The sequence below is a fragment of the Comamonas sp. wu1-DMT genome, from assembly GCF_040187805.1.
GTDB classification, from domain to species: Bacteria; Pseudomonadota; Gammaproteobacteria; order Burkholderiales; family Burkholderiaceae_C; genus Comamonas; species Comamonas thiooxydans.
The window spans coordinates 34944-49997 of sequence record NZ_JBANEM010000016.1; the positions used below are offsets into that span (position 1 = coordinate 34944).

At 57.3% G+C, this 15054-nt stretch carries 18 protein-coding genes and 1 pseudogene; 11 read left to right on the forward strand and 8 right to left on the reverse strand.

Annotated elements, in window-relative coordinates; all coding sequences use genetic code 11:
* Positions 1-201 precede the first annotated feature (201 nt).
* Positions 202-1758 (reverse strand): alkyl hydroperoxide reductase subunit F, encoded by a 1557-nt coding sequence (gene ahpF / locus V8Z78_RS20280; RefSeq protein WP_349731991.1) that lies wholly within the window; start codon positions 1756-1758, stop codon positions 202-204.
* A 175-nt stretch (positions 1759-1933) separates the two neighbouring features.
* Complete coding sequence (ahpC, locus tag V8Z78_RS20285) at positions 1934-2509, reverse strand: alkyl hydroperoxide reductase subunit C (protein WP_003057651.1); 576 nt, start codon at positions 2507-2509, stop codon at positions 1934-1936.
* Positions 2510-2902: 393 nt separating this feature from the next.
* Here ahpC and bfr point away from each other — a divergent pair, with 393 nt between their 5' ends.
* Entirely contained in the window at positions 2903-3379 is a 477-nt protein-coding gene (gene bfr, locus V8Z78_RS20290; protein WP_012837398.1) for a bacterioferritin, read from the forward strand.
* A gap of 64 nt (positions 3380-3443) precedes the next feature.
* On the opposite strand, the gene V8Z78_RS20295 is transcribed toward bfr, so the two are convergent.
* The 4 genes and pseudogenes from V8Z78_RS20295 to V8Z78_RS20310 all read right to left on the reverse strand — a co-directional run.
* Positions 3444-4400 (reverse strand): alpha-E domain-containing protein, encoded by a 957-nt coding sequence (locus tag V8Z78_RS20295; protein ID WP_003057653.1) that lies wholly within the window; start codon positions 4398-4400, stop codon positions 3444-3446.
* A complete protein-coding gene (locus V8Z78_RS20300) occupies positions 4394-4540 on the reverse strand; it encodes an alpha-E domain-containing protein (RefSeq protein WP_349731992.1) in 147 nt (48 codons plus the stop codon). Before V8Z78_RS20300 ends, V8Z78_RS20295 begins: the two co-directional genes overlap by 7 nt.
* Positions 4540-6000, reverse strand: coding sequence for a circularly permuted type 2 ATP-grasp protein (locus V8Z78_RS20305; RefSeq protein ID WP_034392114.1), 1461 nt, complete (start codon positions 5998-6000; stop codon positions 4540-4542). The genes V8Z78_RS20300 and V8Z78_RS20305 overlap by 1 nt, the downstream gene beginning before the upstream one ends.
* Before the next feature lie 160 nt (positions 6001-6160).
* Positions 6161-7790, reverse strand: a pseudogene (locus V8Z78_RS20310) (DNA internalization-related competence protein ComEC/Rec2); the annotation flags it as partial.
* 116 nt (positions 7791-7906) lie between these two features.
* Between V8Z78_RS20310 and V8Z78_RS20320 the strand changes: the two are divergent.
* Positions 7907-8257 carry a hypothetical protein gene (locus V8Z78_RS20320; RefSeq protein WP_349731994.1) on the forward strand — a complete coding sequence of 117 codons (351 nt, stop codon included), beginning with the start codon at positions 7907-7909 and terminating at the stop codon, positions 8255-8257.
* Between the two features lie 2 nt (positions 8258-8259).
* Positions 8260-8727, forward strand: a complete 468-nt coding sequence (locus V8Z78_RS20325) for a hypothetical protein (RefSeq protein WP_349731995.1) — start codon at positions 8260-8262, stop codon at positions 8725-8727.
* Between the two features lie 10 nt (positions 8728-8737).
* Here the strand turns inward: V8Z78_RS20325 and V8Z78_RS20330 are convergent, their stop codons facing one another.
* Both V8Z78_RS20330 and V8Z78_RS20335 read right to left on the reverse strand, forming a co-directional pair.
* Complete coding sequence (locus tag V8Z78_RS20330) at positions 8738-9178, reverse strand: DUF1249 domain-containing protein (RefSeq protein ID WP_349731996.1); 441 nt, start codon at positions 9176-9178, stop codon at positions 8738-8740.
* Positions 9178-9732 carry a tyrosine-type recombinase/integrase gene (locus V8Z78_RS20335; protein ID WP_349731997.1) on the reverse strand — a complete coding sequence of 185 codons (555 nt, stop codon included), beginning with the start codon at positions 9730-9732 and terminating at the stop codon, positions 9178-9180. The genes V8Z78_RS20330 and V8Z78_RS20335 overlap by 1 nt, the downstream gene beginning before the upstream one ends.
* A 379-nt stretch (positions 9733-10111) precedes the next feature.
* Between V8Z78_RS20335 and V8Z78_RS20340 the strand changes: the two genes are divergently transcribed.
* The 8 genes from V8Z78_RS20340 to V8Z78_RS20375 all read left to right on the forward strand — a co-directional run bounded on the left by V8Z78_RS20340 (position 10112) and on the right by V8Z78_RS20375 (position 14940).
* On the forward strand, positions 10112-10603 hold the full coding sequence (locus V8Z78_RS20340; protein WP_349731998.1) for a hypothetical protein: 492 nt from the start codon (positions 10112-10114) through the stop codon (positions 10601-10603).
* A gap of 153 nt (positions 10604-10756) precedes the next feature.
* Positions 10757-11170, forward strand: a complete 414-nt coding sequence (locus tag V8Z78_RS20345; RefSeq protein ID WP_349731999.1) for a hypothetical protein — start codon at positions 10757-10759, stop codon at positions 11168-11170.
* Complete coding sequence (locus V8Z78_RS20350; protein WP_349732000.1) at positions 11163-12068, forward strand: hypothetical protein; 906 nt, start codon at positions 11163-11165, stop codon at positions 12066-12068. Before V8Z78_RS20345 ends, V8Z78_RS20350 begins: the two co-directional genes overlap by 8 nt.
* A 220-nt stretch (positions 12069-12288) precedes the next feature.
* Positions 12289-12822: a hypothetical protein gene (locus V8Z78_RS20355; protein WP_349732001.1), complete on the forward strand. Its 534-nt coding sequence runs from the start codon at positions 12289-12291 to the stop codon at positions 12820-12822.
* Between the two features lie 479 nt (positions 12823-13301).
* Positions 13302-13784, forward strand: a complete 483-nt coding sequence (locus V8Z78_RS20360; RefSeq protein ID WP_349732002.1) for a rolling circle replication-associated protein — start codon at positions 13302-13304, stop codon at positions 13782-13784.
* Positions 13785-13997: a hypothetical protein gene (locus V8Z78_RS20365; protein ID WP_349732003.1), complete on the forward strand. Its 213-nt coding sequence runs from the start codon at positions 13785-13787 to the stop codon at positions 13995-13997.
* Positions 13994-14467 carry a hypothetical protein gene (locus tag V8Z78_RS20370; RefSeq protein WP_349732004.1) on the forward strand — a complete coding sequence of 158 codons (474 nt, stop codon included), beginning with the start codon at positions 13994-13996 and terminating at the stop codon, positions 14465-14467. The genes V8Z78_RS20365 and V8Z78_RS20370 overlap by 4 nt, the downstream gene beginning before the upstream one ends.
* Complete coding sequence (locus tag V8Z78_RS20375) at positions 14449-14940, forward strand: hypothetical protein (protein ID WP_349732005.1); 492 nt, start codon at positions 14449-14451, stop codon at positions 14938-14940. Before V8Z78_RS20370 ends, V8Z78_RS20375 begins: the two co-directional genes overlap by 19 nt.
* Positions 14941-15054: the final 114 nt, after the last annotated feature.

Genomic DNA, 15054 nt, shown 5'->3' on the forward strand with positions numbered 1-15054 from the left:
CGGGAATTGGGCCTTGCCGCAAGGCTGCGGCTTGCTCCACCGCCTGTTTTCAGGCGGCTGTCCCGACCCGATGAACGCTGCAGCCCTGACGATCCCGGCGGCCATGCCCCCTCCTCGCGGCCGTCCATAAGAAAAAAGGACTGCCCAAGCAGTCCTTTTTTAATAGCGACCATCGCTTACCTTGCAAGCGATGCAGGCCGTTTAGTTGCGGATCAGATGGTCAAAGGCCGACAGCGCTGCAGTGGCACCGGCGCCGGCGGCGATCACGATCTGCTTGTAAGGCACCGTGGTGCAGTCACCGGCGGCGAACACCCCGGGCAGACTGGTCTGCCCCTTGGCATCCACCATGATTTCGCCGAACTTGCTCAGCTCCAGTGTGCCCTTGAGCCATTCGGTGTTCGGCACCAGGCCGATCTGCACAAACACACCTTCGAGCTCCACATGGTGCTCTGCGCCGCTTGTACGGTCCTTGTAGCTCAGGCCGTTGACCTTGCCGTTGGCACCCGTGATCTCGGTGGTCTGGGCATTGGTGATGACGGTCACATTGGGCAGGCTGTGCAGCTTCTTGACCAGCACGGCATCGGCCTTGAGCTGATCGGCAAATTCCACCACTGTCACATGGGCCACCAGACCCGCCAGGTCAATCGCAGCTTCGATGCCGGAGTTGCCGCCGCCGATCACCGACACGCGCTTGCCCTTGAACAGCGGACCATCGCAGTGCGGGCAGTAAGCCACGCCCTTGTTCTTGTACTCGGCCTCGCCAGGCACGTTCACATTGCGCCAGCGCGCACCGGTGGACAGGATCACGGTCTTGGCCTTGAGCGAGCCACCGTTGGCCAGTTGCACTTCCACCAGACCGCCGGGATGCGCAGCGGGAATCAGCTTCTCTGCGCGCTGCAGGTTCATGATGTCCACGTCATAGGCACGGGTGTGGGCCTCCAATGCAGCGGCGAACTTGGGTCCGTCAGTTTCCAGCACGGAGATGTAGTTCTCGATCGCCAGCGTGTCGTTGACCTGGCCGCCAAAGCGCTCGGCCGCCACGCCGGTGCGAATGCCCTTGCGAGCTGCGTACACAGCGGCTGCCGCTCCGGCAGGGCCACCGCCGATGATCAGCACGTCGAAGGCTTTCTTGGCCGACAGCTTGACTGCGTCACGCGAGGCTGCACCGGTGTCCAGCTTGGCCACGATTTCTTCGATGGTCATGCGACCGGAACCGAACACGCTGCCGTTCATGAACACCATGGGCACGGCCATGATTTCGCGCTCGGTCACTTCCTTCTGGAAGGCGCCGCCTTCGATCACCGTGGTCTTGACCTTGGGGTTGAGAATGGCCATCAGCGACAGTGCCTGAACCACATCGGGGCAGTTGTGGCAGCTCAGGCTCATATAGACCTCGAAGTTGAAGTCGCCGTCCAGTGCCTTGATCTGGTCGATCACGTCCTGCTCCACCTTGGGTGGATGACCGCCAGTCCACAGCAGGGCCAGCACCAGCGAAGTGAATTCATGGCCCAGGGGCAGACCGGCAAAACGCAGCTGGGTGGCCGTACCCTGACGCTGCAGCGTGAACGAGGGCTTGCGGGCATCGCTGCCGTCGGTGCGCAGGGAAATCTTGTCGCTGCGCAGGGACTGGATGGTTTTCAGCAGGTCGTGCATCTGTGCACTGGTCTCGCTGTCATCCAGAGAAGCCACCAGCTCAAACGGCTGCTGCACGCGTTCCAGGTAGGCGGCGAGTTGGGCTTTGAGTTGATCGTCAAGCATGGTGGATTCCTTTGAATTTAGAGTTGTTGATGCAATGCAGCAAAGTGCTTTTGAAGCCTTTGCCCGCCCATGAAAGCAAAAACTGGGCGAAAAAAAGCCGGACGGACGGGCAGCAGTTGCCTGAACGTCGTCCGGCTTTCAGAGCACTTGCGCGCTCAGCCGATAGGTATCAGGCTTAGATCTTGCCGACCAGATCCAGCGAAGGAGTGATCGTGCTGGCGCCTTCCTTCCACTTGGCGGGGCACACCTGGCCGGGGTTGGCGGCGGTGAACTGGGCAGCCTTGAGCTTGCGCAGGGTTTCGGACACGTCACGAGCGATTTCGTTGGAATGCACTTCCATGGTCTTGATCACGCCTTCGGGGTTGATCACGAAGGTACCGCGCAGAGCCAGGCCTTCTTCGGGGATGTGCACGCCGAAAGCGTTGGTCAGCTGGTGTGTGGGGTCGCCAACCAGGGGGAACTTGGCCTTGCCCACTGCGTCGGAAGTTTCGTGCCACACCTTGTGCGAGAAGTGGGTGTCGGTGGTCACGATGTAGACCTCGGCACCGGCCTTCTGGAACTCGGCGTAGTTGTTGGCTGCGTCTTCGATTTCGGTGGGGCAGTTGAAGGTGAAGGCGGCGGGCATGAAGATCACCACAGACCACTTGCCCTTCAGGCTCTCTTCAGTCACGGTGATGAATTCACCCTTGCCGTTGCGGTTCACATAAGCTTCGGTCTTGAAAGGTTGAACTTGAGTGTTGATCAGAGACATTTGCTGTTTCCTTGTGGTTAGTGTTTGAAGACAGGATGAAGTTTAGAGCGGTCCACTTAATAAAACCAATCGATTGATTTCATCAAATTGATTTACAAAACCTATCAAACAAGATTCCCGGCTTCTGAAGTCAAGCCGCACCGCTGTGCAGCTCAGCTTTCTATTGTGGGCCGAAACCAGGTAGTTCAAGCCAATAGTCCTTCAATCACGCTCATAGCTTTTGTTGTCATCACTGAGTCAAACCTCGCGCGGGAAGTCCGTCCGGCAACAACGTAAGCTAAACGAGAACGCGCATCAGATGCAGCCAATTCGCGCGGGCATGGACTTTGTTTGATTTGCCTCATAAAGCATGGACAATCAACGCGAACAACAACTGCCCGAGAAGGAGTCGCCATGAAAGGTGATGCACAAGTCATTTCCTGGCTGCAAGCCCAGCTCAAGAACGAACTGACCGCCATCAACCAGTACTTTCTGCATTACCGCATGTACAAGCACTGGGGCTTCGACAAGCTGGCCAAGAAGGAATATGAGGAATCCATCGGCGAGATGAAGCATGCCGACGCGCTGATGGACCGCATCTTCATGCTCGACGGCCTGCCCAATCTGCAGGACCTGGGCAAGCTGCAGATCGGCGAGGACGTGCCGGAAGCCCTGGCCTGCGACCTGCGCCTAGAGCAAGCGGCGCAGCAGACCATCAAGGACGGCATCGCACACTGCGAATCCGTGCGCGACTATGTTTCGCGCGATCTGCTGCAGAAGATTCTGGACGACACCGAAGAGCACATCGACTTCCTCGAAACCCAGCTCGACCTGATCGACAAGGTCGGCACGCAGAACTATCTGCAGTCGCTGATGGGCGAGATCGAATAATTTCGGCTTCACGCTGAAAGACAAAAGCGGCCTCAGGGCCGCTTTTGCTTTGGAGACCCCGGCCTCAGGTCGGCATCAGGAAGTCCCGGCTGATGCCGGAACCCAGATCGTTGACGCGGTCGAGAAACTGCGTCAGATAGGCGTGCAGGCCGGTGGTCAGTATCTCGTCGATGCGACCGTATTGCAGGTCGGCCAGCAAGCGTCCGGCCTTGCGCGTGGTTTCCTGCGAATGGTCGTTGGCCACGCGCTCCAGGTTCTTGACCACCTCATGCATGCTGGCCAGCAACGAGCGCGGCATGTCGGCGCGCAGCATCAGCAGCTCGGCCACGCGTTCGGGCGTGATCACATCGCGGTAGACCTTGCGGTAGACCTCGAAGGCCGAGACGCTGCGCAGCAAGGCGCTCCAGTGATAGAAGTCGAAGTTCATCAGGGCGCGACCGCGCGGCATGCCGTGGTAGTCGCGCTCTATGGAATGGAACTTCACATCCAGCAAACGTGCCGTGTTGTCGGCCCGCTCGACAAAAGTGCCCAGGCGCACAAAGTGCAGCGCCTCGTCCTTGAGCATGGTGCCCAGCGACACACCGCGCCACAGGTGTGAGCGGTATTTGACCCATTCGAAGAACTGCGCCGGATCCTTTTTCCAGGCATCCTTGCCGAAGTGGCGCTGCAGCGCCAGCCAGGTCTGATTCTGCGTTTCCCAGGACTCCGTGGTCAGCGCACCGCGCACGGCACGCGCGTTCTCGCGTGCAGCCTTCAGACAGGCAAAGATGGAGGACGGATTGGCCTCGTCCGACACCATGAACTGCAGCACCGACTCACGATCCACCACGGGAAACTGAGCCTTGAAAGCCGGGATCAGCTCGCTGATGGACAGCACGCTCTGCCAGCCACGGTGCGCATCATGAATGGCCTGCGGCAGCATGGCGGTTTCATAAGCCACGCTGAGCATGCGCGCGGTGTTCTCCGCCCGCTCGGTGTAGCGGGACATCCAGTAAAGATGATCGGCGGTACGACTCAGCATAGGCCCTCCTTGGGCGGAGAACCCCGCACGCGCTGAACGCGCGCGCCGTATTCTGGTGAAAAAATGCTTGCAGCATTTTTTTCCGCCCGCTCGGTGTAGAGGGACATCCAGTACAAATGATCTGCGGTATGTGACAGCATCAGCGAGCTCCCCCTTGATCTTCCAGCACCCAGGTATCCTTGGTTCCGCCGCCCTGAGACGAATTCACCACCAGTGATCCCTGCTTGAGCGCCACACGCGTCAGTCCACCGGCCACCATATTGACCTCGGTGCCCGTGAGCACAAAGGGCCGCAGGTCGATATGGCGCGGCGCTATGCCTTTTTCCACCATGGTCGGGCAGGTGGACAGGGAGAGCGTGGGCTGCGCGATATAACCCGAAGGATTGCCGACCAGCACGCGGCGAAAAGCCTCTATCTCGGCCTTGGTCGCCGCCGGCCCGATCAGCATGCCGTAGCCACCTGCACCATGCACTTCCTTGACGACCAGCTCATGCAGGTGGTCGAGCACGTATTTGAGGTCGTCCTCCTTGCGGCACAGCCAGGTCGGCACGTTCTGCAGAATGGGCTCCTCACCCAGATAGAAGCGGATCATCTCCGGCACATAGGGATATACCGATTTGTCGTCGGCCAGGCCCGTGCCCACGGCATTGCAGATATTGACGTTGCCTGCGCGGTAGGCCCGCATCAGGCCCTTGCAGCCCAGCGTCGATGTGGGCCTGAAGACCTCGGGGTCGAGGAAATCATCGTCCACACGGCGGTAGATCACGTCCACACGCTGCAGCCCCTGGGTGGTGCGCATATAGACCACGTCTTTCTCGACCACCAGATCCTGGCCTTCGACCAGTTCCACCCCCATTTGCTGGGCCAGGAAGGCATGCTCGAAATAGGCGCTGTTGTACATGCCCGGCGTCAGCACCACCACCGTGGGCTCCAGCACGCCCGACGGTGCGCTGGCACGCAGGGTGTCGAGCAGCATGTCGGGATAGTGGGCCACGGGTGCCACGGCATGCTTGCCGAAAAGTTCGGGGAACAGGCGCATGGTCATGCGGCGGTTCTCCAGCATGTAGGAAACACCCGATGGCACGCGCAGATTGTCTTCGAGCACGTAATAGACGCCGTTGCCCTGCTCATCGGGCGCGCGCACGATGTCTATGCCGGCGATATTGGCGTAGACATCGTTGGGCACCTGAATGCCCTCCATCTCGGGCCTGTACTGGCTGTTGCCGCGCACCAGCTCCGTCGGAATCAGACCGGCGCGCACCATGTCCTGGCCATGGTAGGCATCGCGGATAAAGCAGTTGAGCGCCTTCACGCGCTGAGCCAGACCGGCCTGCATGCTGGCCCACTCATGGGCCGGAATGATGCGGGGGATCAAATCGAACGGAATCAGGCGCTCCGTACCGGCGCCGCTCTCGTCCTTGTCGCCATAGACGGCAAAGGTGATACCCACGCGGCGAAAAACGATTTCCGCCTCGGCACTGCGCGCTCGCAGATATTCCTGCGATTGTTTGCCCAGCCACTGCGCATAGTCCCGATAGTGGTCTCGCACCGCACCACCTTCGGCGGGCAAGCTCAGATACATCTCATCGAATGTGCGCATCTTGTCCTCTCTATTTTTGCCGCGGCTCACGCAGGCAAGCCACGGATTTCAGTTTAGCGACGCCGCACCGGACAAGCTGCCAGGCAACGAGCGTGCAACCATGCATGTCTGCATCCGCCCGAAAGCGGTACAGCATCAACGCAAGCTCCATGCCAGTTTCTCAGGGCTGCTCCTTGGAAATGGCATGGACATCCCAATAATGCGCCCGAATCAAGCGCTCGCATTCCAATTTTTCAGGTTGAGCAGAGTTCCAGTAGGCTGCGCCGCAGCGATCCTGAGCCACCAGCTGGCTGCCCACCGCCTGATAGCGCTGCACCACAGCTGCCACCGGATGCCCGAAGCGATTCCGATAACCCGCCTGCACCACCGCCCAGCGCGGCCGCAGCGTGTTGACCCAGGACTCGGTCGATGAAGTCTTGCTGCCATGGTGAGGCACCAGCAGCCAGTCCACAGGCTCGTCCAGACTGGTTTGCAACAGTTGCTGCTCCTGCGCTGCCTCGATATCTCCGGCCAACAGGGCCACGCGCCCGCTGGCCGAACGCAGGCGCAACACGCAACTGCCAAAGTTCGGCTTGGCCTTGCGACCATTGAGCCAGGCCTCTCCTGCAGGCGGGTGCAGCACTTCAAACGTCACACCATCCCATTGCCAGTGCTGCCCCTGTGTACAGCGCTGAACCGGAGCCAGGCCCGCCAGTTGCGGGGCTTGAATCACCGAGTCCGAGCCCCAGACTTTCGCGCGAGGCTGAGCCGCCTTGACGGCCAGAGCTCCACCTGTGTGATCCTTGTCGCTGTGACTGAGCATCATGGCATCAATCTGCATGCCATTCGCGGCCATCAGCGGCAGGAGCACACGCTCGCCGGCATCGCTCTGGCGGCTGTACTGAGGCCCTGCGTCATAGAGCAGACGATGGCTGGCTGTGCTGATGATGACGGCATTGCCCTGGCCGATATCCGCCGCCAGCAGTTCAAACTCGCCCGCACGCGGCCATGATCGAGGCCAAAACAGGGCTGGCAAAACAAATATGGCCGCCACCAGCCGCAACCTGAGTGGCAAAGGCGCAATCACCAGCAGTCCGGCGACTATTGCCAGCACACTGGCCCACCAGGCAGGCTGCGGCAAGGCCCATACGGCTCCGGGCAGCGCAGCCAGCCACTGCAGCAGGCTCATCAAGGGCAGCATGGCGACGGCAGCAGCGCTTGCCGCCATGGGCAGCACGGCAGCCAGCAAGGCCAGCGGCGTGACCACCAATGTCACCCAGGGAATGGCCAGCAGATTGGCCAGCAGGCCCACGACGGACACCTGACCAAACAGCAACAGACCCAGTGGTGCCAAGGCCAGGGAGATCAGCCACTGCTCGCGCCACAATTCCTTCAATCGTGCGAGAAATCGTTTTTTTTGCGCTTGCAGCTTCAGCGCTAACGGCCCCTGAATTGGAAGCAAGCAATACACCGACGGCGACAAAACTGAGCCAGAACCCAGCCTGCCACAACGCCCAGGGATCGGCCACAACAATCACCGCCAGAGCCAGCAGCCATACACAGGCCCAGGGCCAGCGCACGCCCAGCCATTGAAGCAGCGCCACTACGGCCAGCATGCAGATCGTGCGTTGCGCAGGCAGGCCCCAACCGCTGAACAAGGCATAGGCCGCCGCCAGTAACACGCCCATGACCAGGGCCGCGCGCGGGGCAGGCATCCAACGACAAGCGCGCGCACTCAGCCTCCATACACGGCCCACGATCAAGACTGCCAGCCAGGCAAACATGGTTATATGCAGGCCCGATATGCTGATTTTTGGTTCTTTTAGACCAACATGGCAGGTTGAAATAAACACCTTCCAGCCGGTTTCACCTTCTGTCGATTCCTTTTACTGTCTAGGTTCATCAAGGACTTACCTGATGAAACAGCATGACAGAACACCCCAGCCAACCGGCCTTTCTGGTTGCCAGTGACGATCAAAACCAAACGGTCGTTGCCCTTCCCGTTACCCCACTCTTCCCGCTTGGCGAAGTAGTCAGCACACCCGGCGCACTTGAAGCCATGCAGGCAGCAAACATCTCGCCGCTGGCTTTGCTTCATCGCCACCTAAGAGGTGACTGGGGCAACCTCGACAAGCACGACAAGCAACTCAACGACCTCGCCATCAAGGATGGCACGCGCATCTTCAGCGCCTACGACATCACGCCAACCAGCAAGGTCTGGCTGATTACCGAGGCTGACCGTTCCGCAACCACTTTCCTTTTGCCCTCGGAGTATTGAACATGCTTGCCATCACCGTTCCCTTCCTAGAAAAGTTTGCCTGTGTCGTAGCAGGAAAGATCATCGGCCTAAGCAGGCACAATGATTATTTTGAATATCACTACCGACTGCGTGACCTCAAAAAAATCCGCATCGAAGGACTGACCAAGTTCATCCGGGTGGATGGTCAAGGCCAAGTGGAAAGCATCATGCTGGCTGAAGCCCTGCTGACCAAAGGAGCCAAGATCGAATCGCAGCCTGTTGAATCCCTGACCGACGAAGAGAAGGTCGAGATTGCCACCGCCATCGAGTTGGTCAATCAACCTCCCCAAGAGGAACAGCCGACCAATCAGCAATCTGAAACAGAGACTGATTCCGAGGGAGCAGAGGCCACCACTGACAACGTGGATGAAACGCCTGACGAATCCAATGTGGCAGCCACATCAAGCCCGACGAAAAAATCTCGCCCCCGCCCCAACCGCCGCCGTTGAATGGTGCGAGTCAGGGGCTACCGAGCACAGGCAGCACATTGCTGCCTGCATCAGTACCCATGCAGTACCCCTGTTGTGCCAGCAATAGAAGCCAGCGCTCCAAAAGCCGATTGATCCGCCGATGGATCGAAAGCACGGGAGGCTCACCATCAATGGGGTAAGCATCCTCAACTCGCCCACCAAAATGGTAGGACACAGCTTCGGCAAGCTCCCAGTCGAAGAACACGCAAATCTCGAAAATCACATCAGGCACCTGATCACCGGTGGCAAGCATCCAGTAGTGCCCGAGAGCAATCCGCCTGAAGTCCTTGCCAACTTCCAGCACATCACAGCGTAGCGGCAATCCCTCCGCCACCTTCACGGTGCAGGTTCGATCCACGCTTGCAAGCTCCGGCGTGACCCGCATCAGTGCCTGATACAGGCGGTAGGTCTGCTTGACATCGACCCCCATCAGACCAGCTCCGCAGTGATCCGGCGCAACTTCTGGGGGTTGGCCTCCGCATACTTGGCCGTCATCGACACGGATGCATGGCCCATCAAAACGCTCACGGATTTGAGGTCAACGCCTTTGCCGATCAACTCGGTGGCAAACCAACGTCTGCCGCTATGGGATCGCCCACCAATCACCCCTGCCTGCTCGTGCAGCCCAGTCAGCAACTGGCTCATGGTGTTGGGTGAAAACGCAGAGCCTTTCTGCGACTTGAACAGCGGTGCCAGAACATTGAACAGGGAAGCCTCCCGCTCTTTCCGCTCGCTGAGGTAAGTTGTCAGGGCCGCCCGCAGTGCCGGGTTGGTGAGGTAAGCCACTCGCTGCTTGTTGCCCTTAGTCATCTTGCCGGTGAGGTGGATTTCCTCTTTCAGCCTGCCCCGGTCATCCAGCACGTCACAGACACGCAGTGCTGCAATTTCCTTGGAGCGAAAGCCCAGCTTGTAGCTGACCATCAGGATTGCCGTGTTCCTGGCCGGGTACATGCCACCCTTGGCTACCCGGTACAGGCGCTTCATTTCCTCTTCAGTGGGAACCCTTGCCTGCCCGAACTCCGCCATATCACAAACCCGTTTGTTTTGCTATTTTTATAGTATTCGGGGTGGCAAAAAAATTTAACCGGCTTGAGATGAAAAAAGTCTGAGAAAAATAGACAAGCCTAAAACTTCCTGCTGAAATACACACATCGAGCAACAACAAGCGGTCAACCTTCTGACTTAGCATGCGTTGCTCAACCAGGACGTTTTTAAGCGTCCTCTGCGCTCCCTAGTGGGTTCCTTGAGTCAGGGTTCGATTCCCTGAAAGCGCACCAGCCACCGAGCTTATTCGGCACATTTGCGAAAGCAATGACTTTCAGGCTTCAGCCTGAGGGGGCGTTTTTTCCTAAAGGAACCCATCATGTCTAAAAAAATCCACCTCAATCTTGAGGTTACGTCCTCAGATGGCAGCCGGAATTTTCAATTTCGAGGTGCTGCTTCGCGCGATCTAATTGAAATTCTGTACTGGCCAGAGTTCTGCGTCGTTACGAAAGATGATCTCACCAGCACTAAGGTTCTGATCGCACGCGACAGCCTGCAGATGGGAACCGACAAGCAAGACTTAGCGGTAACACTACCGCGCACAAGCCAAATCTATTCTCCAAAGTCTTTAATCGGTCCTCCTCTTTATATCCACAAATCGGTTAAGCAGTGTTTTGTCGAAAAATGGCGCGAGATTTCGAGCGCCAATAATCACCTGATGCGCGACTATGGTTTTGGCCTTCCTGCATCGAAATTGGAGTTCTTCAAAAGCGTACTCACGGCATTCGCCTTCTGTGAATCCGCCAACTTTGGCAGTCCTCTGATCGGTCACATAGAAATTTCAAGCTCAGAACAATCCGCTTACCGTTAAGCAGTCCTCAATTTCGTGTTCGGTTCTGCCCAGCACAGAAGCCGTAGCCCCTCGCAGGGGCAACACGAACCGGCACCTTTGTGTGCCCTCGCGTTTTGCGCGATGAAGTTCCGGCGTGCAGCCGGGTTCTCGACCTTTTTAGGAAGTTTTCAAATGAAACTTACCGCTATTACTGTGACCACCGCAGACGGCCATGACTGCTGCCTGCTCACTGGCAATCAGGTGCTGGGCCTGCTTGCCGCCTTTCAATCGCCCAAGCTGGGAGTAAAGCGCGAAGGAGGCAGCCATGCCGTACTGACCGCACATGGAAACCCAGACAACCCGAAGCACTTGACCATCGACATGCTCGATGGCCTTGAAGTTGATGCTTCTGCACAAGATGTCCTGTACCGCGACCATTGCCACAGCATCGGACGTGGATTTTCGATGGGTGCCCCATACACGCACCAAGCTCCGAACATGGTGGAGCTAGCCCGCAATCAATTGGTAGCCATGTCGAATGGCACCAGCGGCGGCAGCTTGTTCGTGACCAAGGTTGAAGTTGGGGAGGATTACAGCCATGCCTGAGATCGACCAGCTTGATTGCGACCAGTCGTTGCATGCGCTTGGTGAAAACCCCTGCATATATCCCCTCAGCCTGATCCCGGCAACTTGGATTGACTCACTGCCCAGCCCAATGTGGGCTGGAGGCGTCCGGCCCAGCTTTCCATGCATGCCATCCCCTGAGTGCATGAAGGAGCTTCTACACCTGTGCCATCTGCACAACCCAGACCAGCCGAGCTTGCATGTGGCTGGCTGCACCACTGACACGTTTGGCACACAAGAACTTGCCGCAGCAGCCGATGCTGACTTGAGCCTCCCTCTGGTCATCACTTGCCTGTTCAATCAGGACACCAAACCGGCAAGCCCAACCCCGCAAGCCACCATTGATGAAACAGCATGGCCGCTGTGTCATGGCGATGTTGCCCAGTGGTGGGCATTGATCGAGTGCCGTTTGGGCGATGAGGCTGTACCGGCGTGGATGATCCAATTGCATGCCGACCTCTTCCGCAAGCTGCGCAAGGGCACCCTGGGCTTGACCACCCTCAGTGCCAGCCAGCTAAAGGAGCTTGCTGACTTGCTGGATCAGGCCATGACAACATCCGGGCTGAACATCGAGGAAGACTTCGACACATCCCCCGAAGCACGGCTGCTCTGGAAATGGAACAGCGTGCTGTCGATGCACGCCAACGGCGACGCTGGCGATGGCACCGATGACATGGACTGGAAAGACTTCCTACCCCAAGCAGACGAGCCAGGTTTTGGGGTGTTCCTGACCCAGCCCCTGTGTGATTGGCTGGTGGAACAAGCCGACTCCGACGAGGGAGCCACAGAGATGAGTGACCGCATTCGCAATCTGATCTGGGGGCAAAAACGCTTCCTGCGCAAGTCGGGGGGCGTGTTGATCACCAACCAGCTTTTTTAAGACCGCTCAGTGCTCGCGCTATGCAGATGCGCGGGCACGGTCAAACTCCATGCGCTTCCTGGTGGGTTCCTTTCCTCAGGGTTCGATTCCCTGAAAGCGCGCCAGCCACCGAGCTTATTCGGTTCATCGGCATTCAAAATGCCGTGTCTTGCAGACGTTACCTGCGAGGGCTCCACCATGCGCGTTAGCGGATGGCGGCAACCAACCACGGGAGCTTAAATTGATTCAAGAAACTATCCACCAATCCTCCGAACTCTACTCCTGCGCCCATGGCCTGACTTTTCATGCGTGGGGCTCAGATGCATGTGAATGTGTACCGGAGGAAATTGCACGCCAGCTTCTGGAAACGCTGTTGCTGAACGAGGATTTTTGGTTGGTGAAAACCAAAAATGACGGGAACTGGTTGTACCACCGCAACTTAGTTCAGAGCTCAGTAACTGTTACGCCGGATATAGAAATCATCATCCCTCCTGAGCAAGATCACCGTTGTAGTGATGTCAATGATGATTTTTACGAGTCGATTCCATTCAAGGACTGCTTTATCCATTTCTCCGTCTTTGAATGCCTTGAGCGCGCCATTCGTCATTTAGCCTATGTCGAAAATAATTTAACCTGCGGATATGGCAAAACAATGCTGATGAAGTATTCGATGATTGGTGCAAAACGCCTTGTTCGTTTTGCCTTTGATCACGGTGGGGCTGGCCCATATACGGATTGGTGCGTGCACATATCCTTACCTCAATTTGCCAAGTAAAGGTGAGCATGCCCTAGATAGACAACGTCATTAACTTTGCCCATGCAGGATTCACTTTTTTAACAACCTGCGTGGGCATCACCGGCAAGGCCGTTGGCAAAGTACGACCAGTACGAACGTCGTAATACTTGTCCAATTTGTTAATGACCTGATTTTTGTATTCATTTCGATCATCAGGGGTAAATACCCTCAATGATCACGCTGCCCTTGGCAGCACATCACCAGAGCCGTTGTGCAAATGCTGCCAACGTCGCAGGCTCTTCAACACAGGCAAGTCACCGTTCAAGACAGTGGCATTCATATTACTTGCCTGTTGTTCAAGAAGAGCCTTTACAAGAAGCACAGGAAGATCAATACCAACCAGCTTCCGTGCCCGTTCGATTGCATCGCCTTGCATCGACCGATTGAATCCGTAATACGAATTGAACCATTACCGAGTCACCGAAAGTGGTCTGCAACTCCGCCCCGCTTTCATCAATATGATCACCAGCACTGCCCACACCCATTGGGTAACGCTGAACTTCCACAACGATTACGACCTGAATCGTGGGCAGAAACGCCTGTGTATGTGGTCACTCGATGTGATCCGCCGGATTTTCCATAGCAAGACCTTCTCGGCCTTGAAGCTCGATCAGCTATTCCGCTTCATTGCCTTCCCTGAGCACACGAAGACAGGCCACCTGCATTACCACCTGCCGATGTGGGTGCATGAGAGCCGCCATGACTGGTTTGCCAAGGTAGCAGCTCCGATATGGAAAAAGATCGTTCCTACCGGTACTGCTGACATCCAGCCGATAAAGCAGGGAGCCGATAACCTGAACTGGGTTGCCATCTATGCAACGAAGCACGTCAGCCGTCCGTTCTCCTATGAGAACTTCGTAACCAGCAATATGCTCGACCTGCCAGCCAATGGAGGTCCACTAAAGCCAAGCCACCACATCCACAACAAGAAGGGAGCCTGAATGACCACGCCACGTAAGTTGAAACGCCGCTATGCACGCCGACTGCCGAAAGCATTTGTCCGGCTGGACATGATCTGTGCTCGTGTCAGTAAAGCATCACGCCAGAGCCTGCTGTTGCTTGCTGAACGCCGGGGGATGTCCCTATCCGAGTACCTTGCTCGCTTGGTAAATGACCACCTGACCACCGCGCAGCAACAGGGGCTGCTGACATGACGATGAACCGCCGCAATTGGGTACGTGGTCTGTACCCCACAGCCTCCGAACTGAACCTTAACCCCTTCCAGTTAAGCATTTCCGACGAGGAAGCCTTTGGCCTATCCAAGTTCTGCCGTTGGGTGGGCACCGAGATTGTTAATCAGCCATGGACACCGGATGATGCCGCGCTGATGCTCAGGCTGGAAACTGAACCGCGCATTGTCTGCATTCCTGCCGTTTATGGTGAATCGAATCCAGTGCATGTCTCCCACCTGCTGACTTCACCTGCTGTCGTGAGCCAGCTACTTGTCGCTGCAGCCGATCCCGATGCACCGATGTTTACTGGTTGCCGCAGCTTTGCCATGCAATACAGCGATCAGCTTGCAGCCTGTTCAGGCCTTCACCTGACAGTGCTTTACTGGCCGTCTGAGCCCTCAGGCTCGACGGCTCCGATCAATCCAACTTCACCATGCTCAATGCCCGCCTGAACCTGCTTCGTGCCCTTTGCCCTGACAACGACTATCCGGCCAGCCGCTTTGCCGTTGCCTTCCAGGACAAGCCTTATGACTGGGTGCTCTCCCATGATGTTGCCAAACAGCTTTATGACTACATCCGGCGCCATTGGCATCTCGCCGCCGATGACGATGCCGACAGCCCATTGGATGACCTGCGCCGGTCTGCAATGCTGCGAGGTCCAGTGAGCCAATCCGCTGGGCCTTGGTATGCCGTCTATTGCCGGGGACAGGTTGCCAAGAACAGCATAGGGGTGAAGATCGAGCAAGCACGTTGCCGGTACGTGTTGGCATCCGCAGAGGTTGCCTGCAAGCTGTGGGAGGAAGCCGTGAACCCACAAACCGACCTACCGGAAGATCTACGCCGCTACGTGGCCAGCCATGAGCAGGTGTTCCGGTTCTGTGGAGGACTAGAGCTGGTCATGATGGACTTTGTTGCCCCCACATAAATCGCCAATCACTGCTTCTGCGCCATGCTGGTGCACCGAAACATCCACTTCTTGTGCCAAACGCTCAACAAGCTGCCAAAAAATGGTGCTCTGAACATCTAACGCTCGTCCGGT

Excerpts from the sequence above, each read along its gene's own strand:
- ahpF (WP_349731991.1), bottom strand. The coding sequence starts at position 1,758 with ATGCTTGACGATCAACTCAAAGCCCAACTCGCCGCCTACCTGGAACGC.
- ahpC (WP_003057651.1), bottom strand. The coding sequence starts at position 2,509 with ATGTCTCTGATCAACACTCAAGTTCAACCTTTCAAGACCGAAGCTTAT.
- bfr (WP_012837398.1), top strand. The coding sequence starts at position 2,903 with ATGAAAGGTGATGCACAAGTCATTTCCTGGCTGCAAGCCCAGCTCAAG.
- V8Z78_RS20295 (WP_003057653.1), bottom strand. The coding sequence starts at position 4,400 with ATGCTGAGTCGTACCGCCGATCATCTTTACTGGATGTCCCGCTACACC.
- V8Z78_RS20300 (WP_349731992.1), bottom strand. The coding sequence starts at position 4,540 with ATGCTGTCACATACCGCAGATCATTTGTACTGGATGTCCCTCTACACC.
- V8Z78_RS20305 (WP_034392114.1), bottom strand. The coding sequence starts at position 6,000 with ATGCGCACATTCGATGAGATGTATCTGAGCTTGCCCGCCGAAGGTGGT.
- V8Z78_RS20320 (WP_349731994.1), top strand. The coding sequence starts at position 7,907 with ATGACAGAACACCCCAGCCAACCGGCCTTTCTGGTTGCCAGTGACGAT.
- V8Z78_RS20325 (WP_349731995.1), top strand. The coding sequence starts at position 8,260 with ATGCTTGCCATCACCGTTCCCTTCCTAGAAAAGTTTGCCTGTGTCGTA.
- V8Z78_RS20330 (WP_349731996.1), bottom strand. The coding sequence starts at position 9,178 with ATGGGGGTCGATGTCAAGCAGACCTACCGCCTGTATCAGGCACTGATG.
- V8Z78_RS20335 (WP_349731997.1), bottom strand. The coding sequence starts at position 9,732 with ATGAAGCGCCTGTACCGGGTAGCCAAGGGTGGCATGTACCCGGCCAGG.
- V8Z78_RS20340 (WP_349731998.1), top strand. The coding sequence starts at position 10,112 with ATGTCTAAAAAAATCCACCTCAATCTTGAGGTTACGTCCTCAGATGGC.
- V8Z78_RS20345 (WP_349731999.1), top strand. The coding sequence starts at position 10,757 with ATGAAACTTACCGCTATTACTGTGACCACCGCAGACGGCCATGACTGC.
- V8Z78_RS20350 (WP_349732000.1), top strand. The coding sequence starts at position 11,163 with ATGCCTGAGATCGACCAGCTTGATTGCGACCAGTCGTTGCATGCGCTT.
- V8Z78_RS20360 (WP_349732002.1), top strand. The coding sequence starts at position 13,302 with ATGATCACCAGCACTGCCCACACCCATTGGGTAACGCTGAACTTCCAC.
- V8Z78_RS20365 (WP_349732003.1), top strand. The coding sequence starts at position 13,785 with ATGACCACGCCACGTAAGTTGAAACGCCGCTATGCACGCCGACTGCCG.
- V8Z78_RS20370 (WP_349732004.1), top strand. The coding sequence starts at position 13,994 with ATGACGATGAACCGCCGCAATTGGGTACGTGGTCTGTACCCCACAGCC.
- V8Z78_RS20375 (WP_349732005.1), top strand. The coding sequence starts at position 14,449 with ATGCTCAATGCCCGCCTGAACCTGCTTCGTGCCCTTTGCCCTGACAAC.